We start from the raw sequence: 17,930 nt of genomic DNA on the forward strand, positions 1-17,930 counted from the left end.
AGTCCTTTCGGGGTGGAGTCGAGAACGGGGTTCAGGCCGGGGAATGCGCCAGCGCGTGGTCGAGCAGGACCCGGCGTTCGGCGGCCGCGACGGCCTGTCGCGTGGCGGCGACGGCATCCGGGGTCACCGACACCGAGGTGATACCCATGCGCACCAGGTGTTCGGCGAATGCGGGCCGGTTCGACGGCGCCTGGCCGCACAGCGAGGACGTGATGCCGAGGCGCCGGGCGGTGCCGACGATGCGCGAGATCGCGTCGAGCACGGCGGGGTCGGATTCGTCGAACAATTCGGCGCACTGTTCGGAGTCGCGGTCGACCCCCAGGATGAGCTGGGTGAGGTCGTTGCTGCCGATCGAGACCCCGTCGATGCCGAGGCCGACATACTCGGGCAGCCAGTGCAGTACCGAGGGCACCTCGGCCATCACCCACCGGTGCAGTCCACGCTGGCGTCCCAGCTCACCGGCGTCGATGAGCTCGAGGCAAGCTTCCAGTTCCCATTTGGTGCGCACGAACGGGATCATCACGTGCAGGTTCGGGCACCGGGTCCGGGCGCGGGCCAGGGCATCGAGTTCGGCGGCGAACAGGTCGGGTTCGCGGATGTAGCGGTAGCAGCCCCGGTAGCCGATCATCGGATTGTGTTCGACGGGTTCGTACCGTTCGCCGCCGCGCAGCGCACGGAACTCGTTGCTCCGGAAGTCGGTGGTGCGATAGATCACCGGGCGCGTTCCGAATGGTTCGGCGATGTCGGCCAGCGACTCGCTCAGCCGGTCGACGAACTGTTGCTGCTCGCCGTGCGCGATCAGGTCCCGGGGATGCCGGCCGTCCAGGGCACGCGTCAGCAGAGTTTCCGCGCGGAGCAGTCCGACGCCGTCGACGTCGCCGGCCGCCACCTGTGCCGCGGTGCCAGGAGTGGAGAGATTGACGTAGATCTTGGTCGCGGTCGGCTCGGCTCCGGACGGGCGGCTCTCGGCAGGGACCGCCGGGCGACGAACCGGGATGTCGGTGGCGCCCGCGGTGACCTGGCCGGTGGAGCCGTCGACGGTCACCGGGGTGCCGTCGCGGAGGGTCGTGGTGGCCGTGCGGGCCCCGACGATGCAGGGAATGCCGAGTTCGCGCGCCACGATGGCGGCGTGGCAGGTCATGCCGCCGCTGTCGGTGATCACGGCCGCGGCCCGGGACAGAGTCGGCAGCCAGTCCGGGTTCGTCATCGGCGCGACCAGGATTTCGCCGTCGCGAAGGCGGCCGCCCGCCTCGGGTGAGGCCAGTACGCGGACGCGTCCGGCGGCGATGCCCGGCGCGGCACCGATGCCCTGGACCAGGACCTCGTGCCGCGCGGAATCAGGGTTCGGATCCGGCGCCGCGGCGGTCGGTGTGGTGATCGGACGGGCCTGCACGATCCACAGATCGTCGTGGTCGTCGAAGGCCCATTCCACGTCCTGTGGCACGCCATGGTGGTGTGCCTGCACCGACAGCGCCAACCGGGCGACCGCGCGTGCCTGCTCCTCGGTCAGGACCGGTTCTGCGGTGTCGGCGGCCGCCAGTTCGACGCGGCGATCGCCGTCGGGTCCGGAGACGACGGCGTAACGCTGCTGTCCGGTACGGATATTCAGCAGGTTCGGTCCGGTCGTGTCGAGCAGATAGCGGTCGGGTTCGACGGCGCCGGAGACGACGACCTCGCCCAGACCGCGGGCGGCTTCGACGACGACGCGATCGCGTCGTCGTGTCGTCGGGTCCGCGGTGAAGGCCACGCCGGCGGATCGAGCGGCGACCATACGCTGTACCACGACCGCCATCACCGGTTGCCCGTGCATTCCGCGGCGGGCCCGGTAAGTCAGTACCCGGGGAGTGAACAGGGACGCCCAGCAGTCGATCACGGCGGCGAACAAGGCTTCGATACCGCGGATATCGGTTCGGGTCACGTTCATCCCGGCGAAGGACGCGCCCGCGCTGTCCTCACCGATCGCTGAGGAGCGCACCGCCACCGGGACGTCGTCGCCGAGCGCGCGGTAGGCGGCCTGAACGGGGCCACGGACGACGTCGTCCAGACCGGCGGCGTGGACCATCGCCTGCATCTGCTCGCAGAGTTCGGCGAGCGTGGCAGGGTCGGTCGTGGCCCCGAGCGCGCGCTCGTGGAGCCGCGCCAGTCCGGGTCCGGCGGAGCCGTCGGTGACGGTGTGCTCGTAGGCGGCGGCCAGCACGACGAAGCCCGGCGGCACGGGTAGGCCGGCGACGACGAGTTCGCCCAGATTGGCGCCCTTGCCGCCGGCCCGGTCGGCGTCGCCGATCCGCAAGCTACTGAATTCGGTGACGAATTCACCCATCTCGGTACCTCGATCCGGTCGCATTCGCTGTCGATATCCAGCGTCCGACGGGAGCCGGACCTCGCGATACGGTCGAAGGTCCTGGCTGTGGGCTGTCATTGGTCCCGATCGGCCCCGTCGTGCCGCACGTCGGCAGCGTGGAAAATGTCCGTGCGCGCGGAGGGAAAGTCCCGGGCACAGAGGTCATCGGGACGCGGGCGACGATGCCCTTCGGACCTAGGCGCGGTGGTACTCCACAGCCGATGATGGATACATCGACAGCACGGCTCCCGGGTAGACGACAACGAGGTCGTTCACTCAGCTCACATCAGCACAGCGCGGTGATGGTGTGGCTCGTGCTCCGTCGGTTCAGCGACCGGAAGCGGCTGGGAAGCCGGCGCGACCGGGGCGGCGGTTCCGTCGCGACAACACTTTGTGCGCCGTGTCGGCGGCCAGGATCGCCGGGATCGCACCGGCTGCCAGCACCCAGCCCAGCGCGCTCGGTGGCGCACCGCCCAGTAGATCCGGCAGCGGCGGCACCCACAGGAAAATGGCGAGCAGGACGAGTTCGACGGCGACGGTGATCAGCAGGAGCGGATTGCCCCGCCATCCGACTTCCCCGACCCAGCGCACCTCACTGCGGCACGCGAAAGCATTGGCCAGCTGACCGAACACGATCGCGGTGAACAGGGCCCCCGAGGCCGAAGCGAGCAGTTCGGCGCTCACCGGCTCACCGAGACGCCAGCCACCGGCGACCAGCACCGTGATGAAGGCGAGCATGCCGACAGTCGCCTCTGTCGGCCCGAGTACGCCGAAGGCTCTGCGCAGCAGCGCTCGATCGATCAGATTCCCGACTCGCGGCGGGCCGGACATCGTTCGCCGATGGGGTGGTTCGGCACCCAGTGCCAACGCGGGGAGCATATCGGTGCCGATATCGAGGGCGAGGACCTGCAAGACGGTGAAGCCCAGGGGAATGGCGCCGCCGCTGGCCGCCCACAGCGCGAACGGCGCGAGTTCGGCGACATTGTCGGTGAGGTGAAAGGTGAGGAATCGGCGGATATCGGCGAAGGTCGCGCGCCCGAGGCGCACGGCCGCCACGATCGTCGCGAAGTGATCGTCGAGCAGCACCAGGTCGGCGGCTTCGCGCGCGACGTCGGTCCCCGAGGCGCCCATGGCGATGCCGATATCCGCTGTGCGCAGCGCCGGCCCGTCGTTCACACCGTCGCCGGTCATCGCGACGACGTGTCCTCGGCGCTGGAGGACGGCGGCGATGCGCAGCTTCTGTTCCGGCGTGACCCGGGCAACCACCACCCCGCCTTGTTCGAGAAGCACGCCGAGCGCATCGTCGTCGTCGGGCAGATCCGCTCCGGTGACCACGACCCGGCCCGGGCCGAACAATCGCACCTGCTCGGCGATGGCGGCCGCCGTGCCGGGATGGTCGCCGGTGACCATGGCGACCTCGATCCCCGCGTCCCGGCACGCTTCGATCGCCCCCGCGACGTCGGGACGCGGCGGATCCTCGAGCCCGATCACGCCCACGATTCCGGTGGTGCCGTCGGGGCTCGACCTGGCCACCGCGATCACGCGCAGACCCTGCTCGGTCATCGCCATGACCTGGGTGGCCGCGTCGACGACGGTACGGGCGTCACACAGGTCGAGGACGACCTCCGGGGCGCCGACGGTGTGTACGCCGTCGACGTCGGTCGCCGTCGCGCGCCGGGTGTGGCTGTCGAACGGTGTGCGACTGCGTGCGCTGGGCGCGGCGGGGGCATCGACACGCTCGGCGAAGACGTGTACCGCCACTTCCATCGGATCGCCTATCGGCACCCAGCGACCGCGTTCCCGCCGGGCGTGCGCGTCGGGAGAGCAGCGCGCGGCCGAGCTCGCCGCGCTGCGGGCGGCGGCGACCGCGTCGGCGGTGCCATGGACTCGCGCCTGTGGGTTGTAGCCCGCCGCGTCCACGGTCACGGTGCCGCGCGGCGTCCACACTGCGACAACCTCCATCTGATTGCGGGTCAAGGTACCGGTCTTGTCGGTACAGACGAAGGTCGTGGCACCGAGCGTCTCGACCGCGTCCAGCCTGCGCACCAGAGCCTTCTCGCTCGCCATGCGCTGCGCGGCGCGGGCCAGCGAGAGAGTGACCGTCGGCAGCAGGCCCTCGGGGACGAGTGCGACCGTGACGCCCAGGGAGAACAGCACGCTCGCGGTGAGGTCGCGCCCGAGTGCGGCGAAGACGCCGAAGGCCACGAGCCCGACGAGCACCGCGATGACAGCGACCATCCGCACCACCCGATGCAGCTGCCGGGCAAGGGGGCTCGGCGGGCGCGTCGCCTGCTCGGTGACCGCGGCCAAGCCTGCCAGGCGGGTGTGTGCGCCGATCGCGGTCACGGTCGCTTCGCCCTGACCGGCGACGACATAGGTCCCGGCCAGAACCGGAGCCTGCACGTCACGGGCGACCGGCTGAGCCTCGCCGGTGAGCATGGACTCGTCGACGGACAGGCCGTGCGCCATCCGCACGACGGCATCGGCACACACCCGGTCGCCGGCTTCGAGGACGAGCAGGTCGCCGACCACCAGCGCGCCGGCCTCCACGGCGACGACCCGGCCGTCCCTCCGGACCCGGGCTTGAACCGGAAGCAGGTCACGCAGACGTTCGGCCGCCCGGTCGGCACGAAATTCCTGAACGTAGGCGAACGTGCCGTTGAGGACGACGACGCAGACGATCGCCAGTGCGAGCGCGGGCATCCCGGCGACCAGGGCCAAGATGGCGGCGACCCACAGCATGGCCGCGAAGAAGTGGGTCAGCTGGGCCACGAATTGCCGGACGCGGCTCGGACGCGGCGGGGCCGGCAGGGTATTCGCGCCGTCACGTCGATGCCTGAGCGCGGCTTCGGCCTCGGTCAATCCCATGCGGTCGACCGTCGTCTCCATAGCGGCCTCTTTCCGCTGGTCGATGGCTGCCGAGACCAGTGTGTCCATCGTGGATCGGTCCGGACTACGGCCGAAGTGCCCGACACCGAAGACACAAAGACCACTGCGAACGGCAGGTGACGACCAAAGCCACCCGGCGGGAGGACGGTGTGCTCTGTTCGCTCGTCGCCCCGGCTGGTCGAATCGAGGAACCACTGCGACCACCAGGAGAAGCCCATGTCGAACCACCATGATCCACTGGCTCCGACGGTGCACACCGCCCACGTGTGGCTGCGTGCGGTCGCCGAGAGCCTCGACACCGACGATCGCCGATTCGCCCTGCGTGCCGTACGCGCATGGTTGCACACCGTGCGTGATCGGATCGCCATCGACAGTTCGGCACACCTGACGGCACAGCTACCCGAACTGCTGCGCGGGGTGTACTACGAGAACTGGGTACCGAGCCATCTTCCGGTGCGACACGGGCTGCGGGAGTTCATTTCGCAGTTCGCCCGAGAGGCCGAGATCGATCCCGCCGAGGTCCCCGTTGTCGTGGCCGCCGTCACCTACGCGCTGGAGGAGAAGTTCTCACCGGGTCTGCTGTCCCGTGTCTTCGCCGGGCTGCCGATCACCCTCTACCGCCTGATGTATGGCGCCGAGTCCGACATCGCAGGCGAACTACACCTCCCCGAGGACATCGGTGACGAACAAGAGGCACCGGACCGGCTGGGTCGGCTCGAGCAGCACACGACGACGCTGACCGAGGCCGTTCTCGCCCTGTCCCACGGACTCGAGCAGTTGCCGACCGATGTCTCGGGCTCGACCCGTGCCGCCGAGGCGGCCCGCCGCGCCCACGACTTGCTGCTGGCGGGCGGCGCGGGGCCGCGCACGCGACCGGCATGACCGCGCCGGATGGGAAGGAGCCGAGGGTGATCGAGCACACTCCCGACCTGGCGACCGTTCGCGCGGTCTTCGAGCGGGCGGCGCGGGCGCCCTCGCTGCACAACAGCCAGCCCTGGCAGTGGCGTTGGGACGGCTCCGCGGCCGCGTTGACCGTGGATGCCGCACGACTGCTGCCGGCCACCGACGCGTTCAACAGAGAGGGGATCCTGGGCTGTGGGGTGATGTTGCAGCACGCTGAAGTCGCGTGGGCCGCCGCCGGTTGGGAAACCCGATCCGCGCGCTTCCCCGATCCCACCGTGCGCGCCCATCTCGCTTCGGTCGAACCTGTGTCGCGCACCGCGCCAGGGGAGTCCGAACTGCTGCTCGGCACGGCGATCGATCGGCGATACAGCGACCGGATGCCGATGGACCCACCGGCGGACTGGGATACGACGGCACAGGTCCTGGAATTTCTCGGGCACAGATCTCACACGAGTGTGACGTTTCTGGACGCCGGCGGCGTCGGGAAGCTGCGCCGGCTCTCGGCGCTGACGACGCGACTACGGCGGTACGACCCCAAGTACGGTGCGGAGCTGAACTGGTGGACCGCCGGCCCTGACACGGGACGAGCGGGCGTACCCCCGGAGGTTCGGCCGTCGGCCGAAGACCGCGGTCATGTTCCATTCGGACGGGCGTTTCCGGCAGGCACGGCCGAATCACCGGAGACCGGCGGCGACGATGCCGCCCGGATCACGGTGCTGTCGACCGACGACGATGCGCCGCCCACCCTGCTCGACTGCGGCCACGCGCTGTCCGCGATGCTGCTCGAGTGCACCGTGCAGGGACTGTCGACATGCACCGTCTCCCACATTGTCGAACTTCCGTCCTCGCGGGCGGTGCTCGCCGAACTCGTCGGCCGTCGCTACCCCCAGGTGCTGGTCCGGATCGGCACCGCGTGCGCGCCACCACCGCCGCGCACCCCGCGCCGGTCGATCGACAGCATTCTCGAGCTGAGCCCAGGCTGACCATCGGGGACACGGGGGCGACGCTGCGTTCTCGCGGCGGCCAGGCCCACCCGCGTGGCCGCGAACACTGGGGACCGGAACTGTGTCAGGCCAGGGAGCGAGTGCTCGTGCCCGGTTGTGGATCGTCCGGCGCGACCCGCGGACCGCTCCAGCGGACAGCATGGGTATGGGCGGCCAGGGCCGCGAGAGCCGGGAGGTCGAAGACATCGGTTCCGGGCAGCATGACGGTGGCCGCCGCGGCCGCCACCCCGAGTTCGGCTGCTCCGACGACGTCCGTTCCGGTCGACAACCGGTACGCGATGGCGGCGACCAGGCTGTCTCCGGCGCAGGCGTCGCTGCGCGGCGGGGTCGGCAGCGGCGGTGCGGAGATCACATAGTGCGACTCGCTGTCGGAACAGACCGCGCCCAGCGGCCCGACCGTGGTCACCGCGTGCTCGCAGGCGCCGCGGTCGAGCAGCAGGGTGTTGGCGTCCCGTGCGTCGGCGTAGGTGGTGACGGGACGGCCGATCAGCGCCGCGGCTTCGGTCCGATCGAGGCGGATGAGGAACGTCCGTTCGGTCAGCATCGTCGCCAGTTGGACACCGGCGATGTCGGCGATCACCTTGGCGCCGGTGGCGGCGGTGATCCGTGCCACGGCGGCGGCGAATCCGGCGCCGAGTCCGGGGGTGGCGCCGCCGGACAGGACGAGAAGCCCGCAGCGCCGTGCGGTGTCGGCGATGACGTCGAGACATCGCAGCTCCTCCTCGGCCGAGAGCCGGGGCCCACCCGGTACGACGTGATAGCTACAGGCGGTCTCGTCGTCGGCGACGACGAACGCCTCGCGAGTGTCGCCGCCGATGTCGACGGGAAGATGTGGCAGACCTTCCTCGTCGAGGAGCCGGTTCAGGCGTTCACCGACTTCACGGCCCGCGGTGTGCACCGCCAGGGTCGCACCGCCCAGACGGCGCACACACCGGGCGACATTGACACCCCCGCCGCCGGCCCGGATCGAGCGCAGCTGGGCCCGCGACTTTCCTTCCGGTAGCAGCCGGTCGACATCGAGCGACAGATCGACGGTCGGGTTGACGGTGAACGTGGCGACGATGCTCGACGGGTGTTCGCCGGTGGTCATGCCGGCCAGATCAGGGGTGATAGGTGTTGATGGCCGGCGCGTGCGGCAGCGCGAGGGCGTGGGCGATCAGGCTCGTCCACTGCCGCACGGCCTCCCAGTCCCGGAGGTCGCCGTAGCGGGTCCCGCCGAGCAGCCGGAACATCGCGCGGGCCCGCCAGGACACGCCCGCCCGCTCGTATTTGCCGGCGAAGGCGGCGTAGTCGCGAGGATGCAGCGCGCCGATCACTGCGCCGATCTTGCTCGGGATCTGCCGTCCCGCCCACCGTCCGATCGGTCCACGCAGCGCGGGCCCGAGCCCGACGCTGAACAGCCAGACGTCCATGTCGCCGAGCGCGGGCAGGTTGCGCCGAATGTAGGCCGACGCCTCGGGCAACAGATCCATGTCGTGGATGGCGCTGCCGATCACGACGGTGTCGAAACCGGTCAGATCGGGTGCGTGCTCGATGTCGTGCAGCTCGGCGCGCGCTCCGCGGGACAGCAGGTCCTCGCAGATGTATTCGGCGATGTCGCGGGTCGAGCCCTGGGCGGTGGCGAACAGGACCGCGACGCGGGGTGCAGGTGTTGTGGTCATGATGTCAGCCTCGCCTGTCGGCGCCGTCGCCGGTCAGAGCCGTGATGCCCGTAAGGCAGGGACCAATGGCACCGGCGGCCCGGACCGGCGACGTATGGTGACCAACGCGGGTCCATGCGGGACCTTCGGCTCTCCTCGACGGCGCGGGTCCGCAGCGACGATCAGACCATGACGCACGAACCGGCCATCGCTGTCGCCCAAATGAGCAAGTCCTTCGGGTCGACCGTCGCACTGGACGCACTCGATCTGACCGTGCAGCCGGGGACGGTGCACGGATTCCTCGGACCGAACGGGGCGGGCAAGACGACCACGATCCGGATCCTGCTCGGGCTGATGCGCGCCGACGCGGGGACGGCCCGAGTGCTGGGCCGGGATCCCTGGGCCGATGCGGTGGCCGTCCACCGGCGGCTGGCGTACGTGCCCGGCGAGGTCACCCTCTGGCCGGGTATCACCGGTGGGGAGACCATCGACCTGCTCGCGAAGCTACGTGGCGGGATCGATCCACGCCGACGTGCGGAACTGCTCACGCGGTTCGAGCTCGATCCGGCGGTCAAGGCCCGCGCCTACTCCAAGGGCAACCGCCAGAAGGTCGCGCTGATCGCGGCATTGGCCTCCGACGCCGAACTGTTCCTGTTCGACGAGCCCACCGCGGGCCTGGACCCCTTGAAGGAGATGGAGTTTCAGCACTGCGTCCGCGAACTCGTCGCCGAGGGCCGCACCGTGCTGTTGTCGAGTCATCAACTCGCCGAGGTGGAGGCCCTCTGCGACGCGGTCACCATCGTCCGGCGGGGAAGGACCGTGGAGACCGGTACCCTGGCCGAGCTGAAGCACCTCCGTAGTACCTCGGTCGACGTCGAAACAGTGCGACCCGCAGCGGAATTGGCCGACGTCCGGGGTGTACGCGACCTGGTCACGGCCGGCACCCGCGCCCGCTTCGAGGTCGACACGGCAGACCTCGAGCATGTGCTGCGCGCCGTGGTCGAGTTCGGCATCGTGGACATGACCACCAGCAAACCGACCTTGGAAGACATCTTCCTGCGCCACTACGCCGGCGCCGGGGACCGCACCCCCACCGCGGCGACGTCATGACCACGGCGACGCGCGAGCGCGGAACCGCGGGCATGACAACGCTGGTCCGCTTCACGCTGCGGCGTGAACGACGCATCCTGCCCTGGTGGCTACTGGGCGTCGCCGCGCTGATGGCGCTGCAATCGGTGAGCAGTCAGAACTTCTACGACACACCCGCCAAGCTCGCCCAGCTGCGCGCCACCATGGAAGCGAACGCCGCCGTCGTCGCGATGGGCGGCCCGACCCGGTTGCTGGAGACGATCGGTGGCGAGGTCGTCTTCGAGATCTTCGCCTACCTGGCTGTCGTCGTCGCGCTGCTGAACATGTTCCTGGTGGGCCGCAACACCCGATCGGACGAGGAGACCGGACGAGCCGAACTGATCAGGTCGGCGCCGGTGGGCAGGCACGCGAGCATGGTCGCCGCCCTGGTCAGCGCGCTGATCGTCGACTGCGCGGTGGCGGTGATCGTTTCCTTGACGGCGGCCGTGACCGGACTGCCCGCGGGCGGGTCGGCGCTGGTCGGAGTGGCGATCGCGGGAATCGGATTCACCGTGGCGGCGGCGACGGCCGTGGCCGCCCAGGTGTTCGAGAATCCGCGCAGCGTCTACGGCGCGGTCACCGGACTGATCGTGGCCATGTATGTGGTGCGCGCGGTCGGTGATGCCGGTCAGAGCGCGGTCGCTTGGGCATCGCCGATCGGCTGGGGGCAGCGGACGTATCCTTTCGTCGACGACCTCTGGTGGCCGGTGACGTTGTTCGCCGCGACTTCGGTGGTGTTGATCGGCGTCGCCTTCGGGTTGTCACGACGGCGCGACTTCGGCGCCGGGCTGCTCGGCTATCGGTCCGGGCGTGACACGGCTTCGGTACTGCTGGGTTCGCCGTTGGGGCTGGTGTGGCGGCTGCAGCGAGGCGCCGTTCTCGCCTGGGCGATGGGCGCGCTGGTCCTCGGCGGCGCCTACGGCTCCTTCGCCGACAGCATCGAGCAGTTCCTGGCCGACAACCCCGAGCTCGCGGCCTATCTCGGGGGAGACGCGGTGCGCGATGCCGTGGACTCCTACCTCGCGCTGACCTTGGCCATCGGTGCGCTGCTGGCCGCCGCGTGTGGCGTTGCCTGCGTGCTGCGAGCACGATCGGAGGAATCAACAGGCCGCGCGGAACTGGTTCTGGCCGGTCCGGTCGGGACGGTGCGGTGGCTCACCGGCTACCTGGTCGTCGCCGTGACGGGCAGCGCCGTGGTCCTGTTCGCGGGCGGACTCGGGGAGGGTCTGGCGCACGGCGCGCGCATCGGCGAGCCGGTCCAGGCGCTGCGCCTGGCCGTGTCGGCGCTCGGGTATCTGCCGGCCGTATGGGTCGTCGTCGCCGTGACCGTGGTGGTCGTGGCCTGGGCACCGGATTTCGCGGCTGTGCTCGGCTGGACCTACTTCGCCTACGTCGTCGTGGCGCTGCTGTTCGTCGATGCCTTCGAACTGCCCGGCTGGGTCGCTGGGGCCTCACCCCTGCGTCACACCCCGCTCGTACCACTCGAACGAATGGATCCGGCGGCAAGCGCTGTCCTCCTCGCGGTGACAGTGGGCGCGACAGCCGTCGCGTGGGCAGGGATACGGCATCGCGATGTCTGCCGTTGATCGTGTTCGCGGTTCGTCGGTGCCGGCGTCACCTCCAGGTACCGACCTGGCGGACGCGCCTGATCGACAAGGGGGAGATGCCGGCCACCGTATCGCTGCTCTCGAGGTCGAACCATGAACGAGCTGCGTCCCCTGGATTGGGGATTTCTGGAACTGGAGAACACCGATCGCCACATCAGTCTCGGCATCGGTGCCGCCGCGATCATCACCGGGCAGGCGCCGAGCCGCGCGGAATTCTCCGCCTGGCTGGGCGAGCGAATCAGCCATGTCGGACGGCTGAGCCAGCGAGTCCACCGAGCGCCATTGGAACTGACCGCCCCGGCGTGGGAACAAGACCCCGAATTCGATCTGGCACAGCACATTCGGTGGACCGCGCTGCCCGCACCCCGAGACGAGTCGATGTTACGGGAGTTGATCGCCGTCGAGCTGGAGCAACGACTCGATCGAGATCACCCGCTCTGGGAATGCGTGGTTGTCGAGCAATTGGCGGGAAACCGCTGGGCCATGATCGTCAAGGCACACCACAGCATGGTCGATGGAATGTCGGGAATCGCGTTGCTCGAGCGTCTGTGTGATCCCGGATCGCCCAGCCGCGCGCCGGACAGCTCTCCACGATCTGTTCGGCCCCGCCCCGGACTCGGCGAGTGGGTGACCACCGGCATTCGGCTTCCGTTGACAGCGCCCAGGTTCGCGCTGTCGATGGTCCGCGCTGTCGTTCCGGTGGTGTACTCCGCGCTGGCTCCGAGTACCCCGTCCTCGTTGAACGGTCCGATCGGCCGGAAGCGCCGCTATGCCGTCGCGAAGGTGTCGATGTCCGACATCCGCGCCATCGAGGCGACGTTCGGCACTTCCGTCAACGACGTGGCACTGGCCGCGATCACCGCCGCCTATCGACGCCTCCTGCGGCACCGTGGCGAAGAACCGACCGCGGACAAGATCCGCGTCCTCGTCCCCGTGTCCATGCGCGGCGACGACGCCGAATCCGCGCTGGACAACCGCATCTCGGTGATCCTTCCCTATCTCCCGGTGGAACGCTCCGACCCGGTCGAGCAGCTGATCGCCGTGCATGAACGAGTGGCACGGCACCGGGCGCGAGGCGAAGCGGAAGCAGAGACCTCGATTGTGTCGATGGCCCAGTTCCTGCCTTTCCGGATCGGAGCCTGGGCCGTTCGGATAGCCGGCCATTTTCCGCAGCGCAGCGTCGCGGCGCTGGCCACCAACGTTCCGGGACCTCGACGACGACTCGGCGTAAACGGTCGCGACGTGCTGGAGATCTGGCCCTGTATCCCCATCGCCATGCGCCTGCGCACCACGATCGCGATCCTGAGCTATCGCGATCGCCTCGTCTTCGGTATCACCGGCGACTACGGCGCCACGCCCGATATCGATCTCATCGCCGACGGCATCCGACACGGTATCGCGGAACTGCGGGCACACACCCAGTGACGAAGCCGGTGTGGGTCGGCGCCGGAACGAGCGGCCATCGATGGGCCGGATCGTGGATCACCCGAGGAAGACGACGTCGACGATCACGAATCCCGCCACTGCGAAGACAAGGTAGGCGAACCATCTCTGGAGACGGGCGGCCTCGACCCGGCGTCCCCAGCGGCCTGCCGCGACGGATCCGCCGATGGCGGTGGCGGTGAAGGCCAGGACGATCCTCCAGTCGACGTCGATGCCGTCGAGATAGGCGAGGAGTCCGGAGCCCGAGTTCGCGGCGATGATCACCAGGGACGTACCGACCGCCACCGGCATCTCGACGCCGAGTAGCAAGACGAGCGCTGGGACCAGGAGGAATCCGCCGCCGACTCCGAAGAGCCCGGTCAGAAAGCCGATGACGAGTCCGGCCGGGACGGCCCGGGAAGTGCAGCGGCGCCAGTCGACGGTGGCCTCCTCCGCTCGGCAGGCGGTTCCGATTCCCGTTTCCCCCCTGCGCATGCGGGCCGCGGCCGCCACCATCACCATGGCGAATCCGGCCAGGGCGACCGTGGGGGGGCAGCGATCGGTTCACGGCGCTGCCGGCGAACGCAGCCGGTAATCCGGTCGCTGCGAACACGCCGGCGACTCGCCACTGGACCTGACCGGACCGAAGCTTGGGCACGGCGCCGACCGCCGCGGACGAACCGACGACGAGCAGTGACATCGGGACCGCCTGCCCCAGTGGGATTCCGAGGCCATAGACGAGCCCGGGTACGGCGAGGATCGAGCCGCCGCCACCGAGCAGTCCGAGCGAGATCCCGATGGCGGTGCCCAGTACCAGCGCGAACAACATGGTCGTCATCCGGCGATCTCCGGTCTCGCTGTCGGACGCTTCGACGAGCCGGGCCGGCCCGAACCGACGCAGTGCTGCGGGGTCAACGTCGAAGGATGCGGCCGAAGAACCCGGTGCCGTCGGCGGTGGTGATCTTCTTCGGGCACGAGCAGCGCTGTGCCACGGGCACGGATCGCAGGACGCTGTCGACGTGCGATCCGCAGCCGTCCCAGGTCGTCTTTCCACACGCCGGACAGGTGACGGCGTAACACATACGGCCTCCTCAGGGCTTTCCAACTGTCGCGAACAATACCCCCCTAGGTATTGTTGCATACCCTAGGGGGTATCTGGCAACCTGGCTGTAGCGGCAGTGAATGGCTTGTCCGGACCGGAGGAACGTGATGATTCTCGAGCAGTACTACATCGAATGCCTGTCCCACGCCTCGTACCTGATCGGTGATGAGAGCAGCGGCCGGGCTGTCGTCGTCGATCCTCGGCGGGACATCACCGACTACCTCGACGACGCACGCCGGTACGGCCTGGCAATCGAAGGTGTGATCAACACCCACTTCCACGCGGATTTCGTTTCCGGTCACCTCGAACTTCTCTCGGCCACCGGCGCCTGGATCGGCTTCGGCGCCGCGGCGGACACCGACTACCCGATTCGCCGGTTCGCGCACGGTGAGCATGTCTCGCTGGGTGAGGTCGATCTGGAGGTGCTGTCCACGCCGGGGCACACCTGGGAGTCGATCAGCCTGGTCGTGCGTGAAACCCCGGCGGCGTCCCCGACCGCGGTGTTGACGGGGGATTCGCTGTTCATCGGTGACGTGGGCCGACCCGACCTGGTCAACCTCGGTAGCGGCTCCAGCGCCGACCTGGCCCGCGCGATGTACCGGACGATCCACCAGACCCTGCTGGCCCTGCCGGACTCGGTGGTCGTCCTGCCCGCGCACGGCGCGGGCTCGTCGTGTGGGAAGAACCTGTCCGCGGAGCTGAGCTCGACGATCGGCGAACAGCGGCGGTCCAACCCGTCGGTGCAACCGATGACCGTCGACGCCTTCGTCGCCCTGATCACCGACGGTCAACCGGCCGTGCCGGAGTATTTCCACGTCGACGCGGCCTTGAACAAGAGCAACCGGCCTCTGCTGGAACCGGGACGCGTCATCCCGGCGATGTCGGCCGCGCACCTTCGGGCCGAACTGGCGGCCGGCACCCGTGTGCTGGATACCCGAACGCCGGACGATTTCGCCGCCGCGCACCTCCGCGGCTCGGTCAATGTCGGTTTCGACGGGCGGTTCGCCGAAACCAGTGGCATGGTCGCCGGGATCGGCGAGCGTATCGTGCTGGTCAGCTATCCCGGGGAGGAGCAGACCGCCGCGCTGAGGATGTCGCGCATCGGCTCCGATGAAGCCGTCGGGTATCTCGGTGTCGATCGCGACGGAGTCTTCCCCGCGGAACTGCGGGACCTGGTGCAGATGGCACACCGGACGACGGTCGAGGAACTGCGCGGATTGCTCGCCGACGGCCAGGTCACCCTGGTCGACGTGCGCAACCCCGGCGAACGGGAGTTCGGCGCCATTCCGGCGGCGATGTCGATCCCGCTGGCGCAGTTGCGCTCCCGGGCCGGCGAGCTACCTGCGGATTCGCCGATCGTCGTGCACTGCGCCGGTGGATGGCGTTCCAGCGTCGCCGCTTCGCTACTGCGGTCGCTGGGTGTGGCACAGGTCAGCGATCTTCTCGGCGGTTACGACGCATGGGCCGAAGCGACGGTCTAACCTGCGGTGTGCCGTGTCACCGCAGACGAGGTTTCTGCCCGGCACGATGATCGGGCCGATTCACGCGTGAAGGCACCCGGAGAGCGAATCCGTTGTGGGTGGTGCTGTAACAGCATGGCACCGCTCCTGACGCGCGTCGGGTTGTCGGCCTGGTCGGTGAAGGTGCGGTCGTCGAGTCGGGTCTTCACCAGAAGTGGGGAGTCAGGCCCCAGAAGCCGAACTCGGCGGTGAGAACCGAGCGCAGGGCTGCGCGGGTGGGAAAGCGGTCCGGGTCGGCGGCGGTGACGGCCAGGGTGACGGTGTGGCCGTCGGTGCAGAAGGACAGGTTGACGCCTACCTCCACGCGGCGGAACATCTCGGTGTCGTTGGTGCAGACGACCGGGCGCATGAGGACCGCAGTGGCGCGGTGGCCGCCGATCTCGGCGACGTTCTGGGCGGTCTCGCCGAGGTTGGTGCACAGGCATTCCGGGGCCTTGGCGGTGCGGGCGAAGAAGCGCAGGACGGGGCGGGGGAGCACCATCTGGAGTGGCTGGAGGTGTTGTAGTGCCGGGGTGGTGGCCGGGTCGCGGTAGGCGAGGGCGGCGCGTTTGACGGCGGTGCGGACGGCGGCGAGATCGACGCGGGCGGTGCTGTCGAAGTGGACCGAGATCGGCAGGCCGGTGGTGGCGTTGGCGCGAGGATCGCCTGTGGTGCGCAGCGATTGGGGGATGTCGACGCGGATGTCGGCGATCTCGCCGACTCGTCCGCTGCGGCCGAGCAGGCCCGCGCCGAGCGCGACCAGCAGGCCGTTGGTGGTGCCGGAATGGCGTGCGGCCACGGCATTCCATTCGTGCAGGTCCAGCCGCACCACGGCGTCCGGTGGCGACCAGCGGTCGGGGAGCGGCAGCGGGGGAGTCACCGGGCGGGGTGTGCGCCCCGGTTCGCTGACCGCGCGGGCCGCGATGGCGGCCCGGATGCCGTGCGCCACCGCGCGCATCTGGGCCACGGCGTCGGAGAGGTTCGCGCGCAGCGTGTTTCGCGGTGGGCGGCCGACCAGGCTGCCGCTGCTCGCGGTCCGGTCGGGTTCCTCGCCGCGCGTCAGTCGATCCAGGGCGTCACCGACGGCGAACAGCACGGCGCCGCCGTCGGAGGCCACATGCGAGGTCACCAGCGACACCAGCGTGCCGCCCGCGGCGGTCGGTGCCGCGGACAGCCGCCACACCAGCCCGGTCGCGGGGTCGAAATCCACCCGGCTCTGAGCGAAGAACCAGTCCAGAATTTCGTCCTCGGCGACGGGCGCCGAGTCCCAGCCCAAGGGGTGCGCCGCTGTCGCGGGCAGCCAGTACGGGCGGGCGAACGGGATGCGGGTGCCGTGCACGCGCCGGGCGAGGAAGCCGTGGGCGAGGTGGGCGTGGAAGCGGTCGAGCAGTGCGCGGTCGAGGGGTTCGTCGAATCGCCAGGCGAGCTGGTTGACGAGGGCATTGCCGTAGAGGCTGTGCAGTTTCAGGAACAGGTCGTCGTCGGCGGTGAGCCGGTTGACCGCGGCGGCCCGGACGGTGGTCGGAGTGGGGACGGTGAGCGTCATGGGTGCCTCCTCAGCGGGCGCGCAGGGTGCGGACGGTCAGGGGAGCGAACACGGCGACGACGACCAGCGAAGCCACCACCGACCAGACCGCGTCGGCGCCGAGCACCCCGTTCTCGGCGAGGGCGCGGACCGCCGACACCAGGTACGAGACCGGGTTGTAGTCGGACACGTACCCGAGCCAGGTCGGCATGGACTCCTCGGGCACCAGCGCGTTGGAGGCGAAGCTGAGGAAGGTCAGCACCAGCATCGACATCCCCTGCACCGCCGCCGGGCGGGACACGGTGACGCCGATGAACGCGAACAGCCAGCTGATCGCGGTGGTGGCCAGCACCACCAGCACCGCACCGGCCAGGAAGCCCACCGGATGCGCGGGCCGGTAGCCCATCGCGAAGCCCACGATCACCACGGTCGTCGCGGCGATCACATAGCGGGTCGCCCCGGCCAGCAGCGCGCCCGCCACCGGCGCCGAGCGGGCGATCGGCATGGCGACGAAACGGTCGAACACTCCCGACCGGATGTCCTCGGACAGCTGCACGCCGGTCGCCACCGACGAGGTCAGCACGATCTGCACCAGCACGCCCGGAATCAGGATCGGCAGGTACGCCTCGGTGCTGCCGGCGATGGCGGTGCCGAAGATGCTGCCGAACAGCAGCGGTCCCACGATGGGCAGCAGCAGGGCGTCGTAGAGCAGCTGGGGGCTGTGCCGGAAGGTGAGCAGTCCACGCCACGCCATCAGAAGCGACTGGGTCAGGGACGCCCGCAGACGCACCTGGGTGACGCGGGGACGGCGGTCGATCATGGGCGGCGCGGGGCGCGCGACGGTGGTGACGGTCATGGTGGTCTCGGTTT

General features: G+C 69.6%; 13 protein-coding genes and 1 pseudogene. 7 read left to right on the forward strand and 7 right to left on the reverse strand.

Going from position 1 to position 17,930, the window contains the following annotated elements; all coding sequences use genetic code 11:
- Positions 1–31 precede the first annotated feature (31 nt).
- Positions 32–2,320, reverse strand: coding sequence for a phosphoenolpyruvate synthase (ppsA, locus tag EL493_RS18675; RefSeq protein ID WP_019046829.1), 2,289 nt, complete (start codon positions 2,318–2,320; stop codon positions 32–34).
- Positions 2,321–2,668: 348 nt separating this feature from the next.
- Positions 2,669–5,230, reverse strand: coding sequence for a cation-translocating P-type ATPase (locus EL493_RS18680; protein WP_019046830.1), 2,562 nt, complete (start codon positions 5,228–5,230; stop codon positions 2,669–2,671).
- 216 nt (positions 5,231–5,446) lie between these two features.
- Between EL493_RS18680 and EL493_RS18685 the strand changes: the two genes are divergently transcribed.
- Both EL493_RS18685 and EL493_RS18690 read left to right on the forward strand, forming a co-directional pair.
- Complete coding sequence (locus EL493_RS18685) at positions 5,447–6,112, forward strand: DUF2267 domain-containing protein (protein ID WP_019046831.1); 666 nt, start codon at positions 5,447–5,449, stop codon at positions 6,110–6,112.
- A gap of 26 nt (positions 6,113–6,138) precedes the next feature.
- Positions 6,139–7,116, forward strand: coding sequence for an Acg family FMN-binding oxidoreductase (locus tag EL493_RS18690; protein WP_022566957.1), 978 nt, complete (start codon positions 6,139–6,141; stop codon positions 7,114–7,116).
- 85 nt (positions 7,117–7,201) lie between these two features.
- Here EL493_RS18690 and EL493_RS18695 read toward each other — a convergent pair whose 3' ends face one another.
- Both EL493_RS18695 and EL493_RS18700 read right to left on the reverse strand, forming a co-directional pair.
- On the reverse strand, positions 7,202–8,227 hold the full coding sequence (locus tag EL493_RS18695) for a 1-phosphofructokinase family hexose kinase (protein WP_019046833.1): 1,026 nt from the start codon (positions 8,225–8,227) through the stop codon (positions 7,202–7,204).
- Between the two features lie 10 nt (positions 8,228–8,237).
- Complete coding sequence (locus EL493_RS18700; protein ID WP_019046834.1) at positions 8,238–8,798, reverse strand: flavodoxin domain-containing protein; 561 nt, start codon at positions 8,796–8,798, stop codon at positions 8,238–8,240.
- Positions 8,799–8,966: 168 nt separating this feature from the next.
- Between EL493_RS18700 and EL493_RS18705 the strand changes: the two genes are divergently transcribed.
- The 3 genes from EL493_RS18705 to EL493_RS18715 all read left to right on the forward strand — a co-directional run bounded on the left by EL493_RS18705 (position 8,967) and on the right by EL493_RS18715 (position 12,937).
- Complete coding sequence (locus EL493_RS18705) at positions 8,967–9,887, forward strand: ABC transporter ATP-binding protein (protein WP_036835810.1); 921 nt, start codon at positions 8,967–8,969, stop codon at positions 9,885–9,887.
- A complete protein-coding gene (locus tag EL493_RS18710; RefSeq protein ID WP_019046836.1) occupies positions 9,884–11,491 on the forward strand; it encodes an ABC transporter permease in 1,608 nt (535 codons plus the stop codon). Before EL493_RS18705 ends, EL493_RS18710 begins: the two co-directional genes overlap by 4 nt.
- A gap of 114 nt (positions 11,492–11,605) precedes the next feature.
- Positions 11,606–12,937, forward strand: a complete 1,332-nt coding sequence (locus EL493_RS18715; protein ID WP_019046837.1) for a wax ester/triacylglycerol synthase family O-acyltransferase — start codon at positions 11,606–11,608, stop codon at positions 12,935–12,937.
- Positions 12,938–12,994: 57 nt separating this feature from the next.
- Here EL493_RS18715 and EL493_RS18720 read toward each other — a convergent pair.
- A pseudogene (locus tag EL493_RS18720) lies at positions 12,995–13,772 on the reverse strand (sulfite exporter TauE/SafE family protein).
- A gap of 86 nt (positions 13,773–13,858) precedes the next feature.
- On the opposite strand from EL493_RS18720, the gene EL493_RS32415 reads away from it, so the two are divergent.
- Both EL493_RS32415 and EL493_RS18725 read left to right on the forward strand, forming a co-directional pair.
- The gene (locus EL493_RS32415; protein WP_019046839.1) at positions 13,859–14,011 is read left to right on the forward strand and encodes a hypothetical protein; all 153 of its coding nucleotides are present in this window, start codon (positions 13,859–13,861) and stop codon (positions 14,009–14,011) included.
- 132 nt (positions 14,012–14,143) lie between these two features.
- Entirely contained in the window at positions 14,144–15,517 is a 1,374-nt protein-coding gene (locus EL493_RS18725) for a rhodanese-like domain-containing protein (protein ID WP_019046840.1), read from the forward strand.
- A 184-nt stretch (positions 15,518–15,701) separates the two neighbouring features.
- On the opposite strand, the gene EL493_RS18730 is transcribed toward EL493_RS18725, so the two are convergent.
- Positions 15,702–17,081 carry a hypothetical protein gene (locus EL493_RS18730; RefSeq protein WP_019046841.1) on the reverse strand — a complete coding sequence of 460 codons (1,380 nt, stop codon included), beginning with the start codon at positions 17,079–17,081 and terminating at the stop codon, positions 15,702–15,704.
- A 10-nt stretch (positions 17,082–17,091) separates the two neighbouring features.
- Positions 17,092–17,916: an ABC transporter permease gene (locus EL493_RS18735; RefSeq protein ID WP_019046842.1), complete on the reverse strand. Its 825-nt coding sequence runs from the start codon at positions 17,914–17,916 to the stop codon at positions 17,092–17,094.
- Positions 17,917–17,930 lie beyond the last annotated feature (14 nt).

The organism is Nocardia asteroides (assembly GCF_900637185.1).
GTDB lineage: Bacteria > Actinomycetota > Actinomycetes > Mycobacteriales > Mycobacteriaceae > Nocardia > Nocardia asteroides.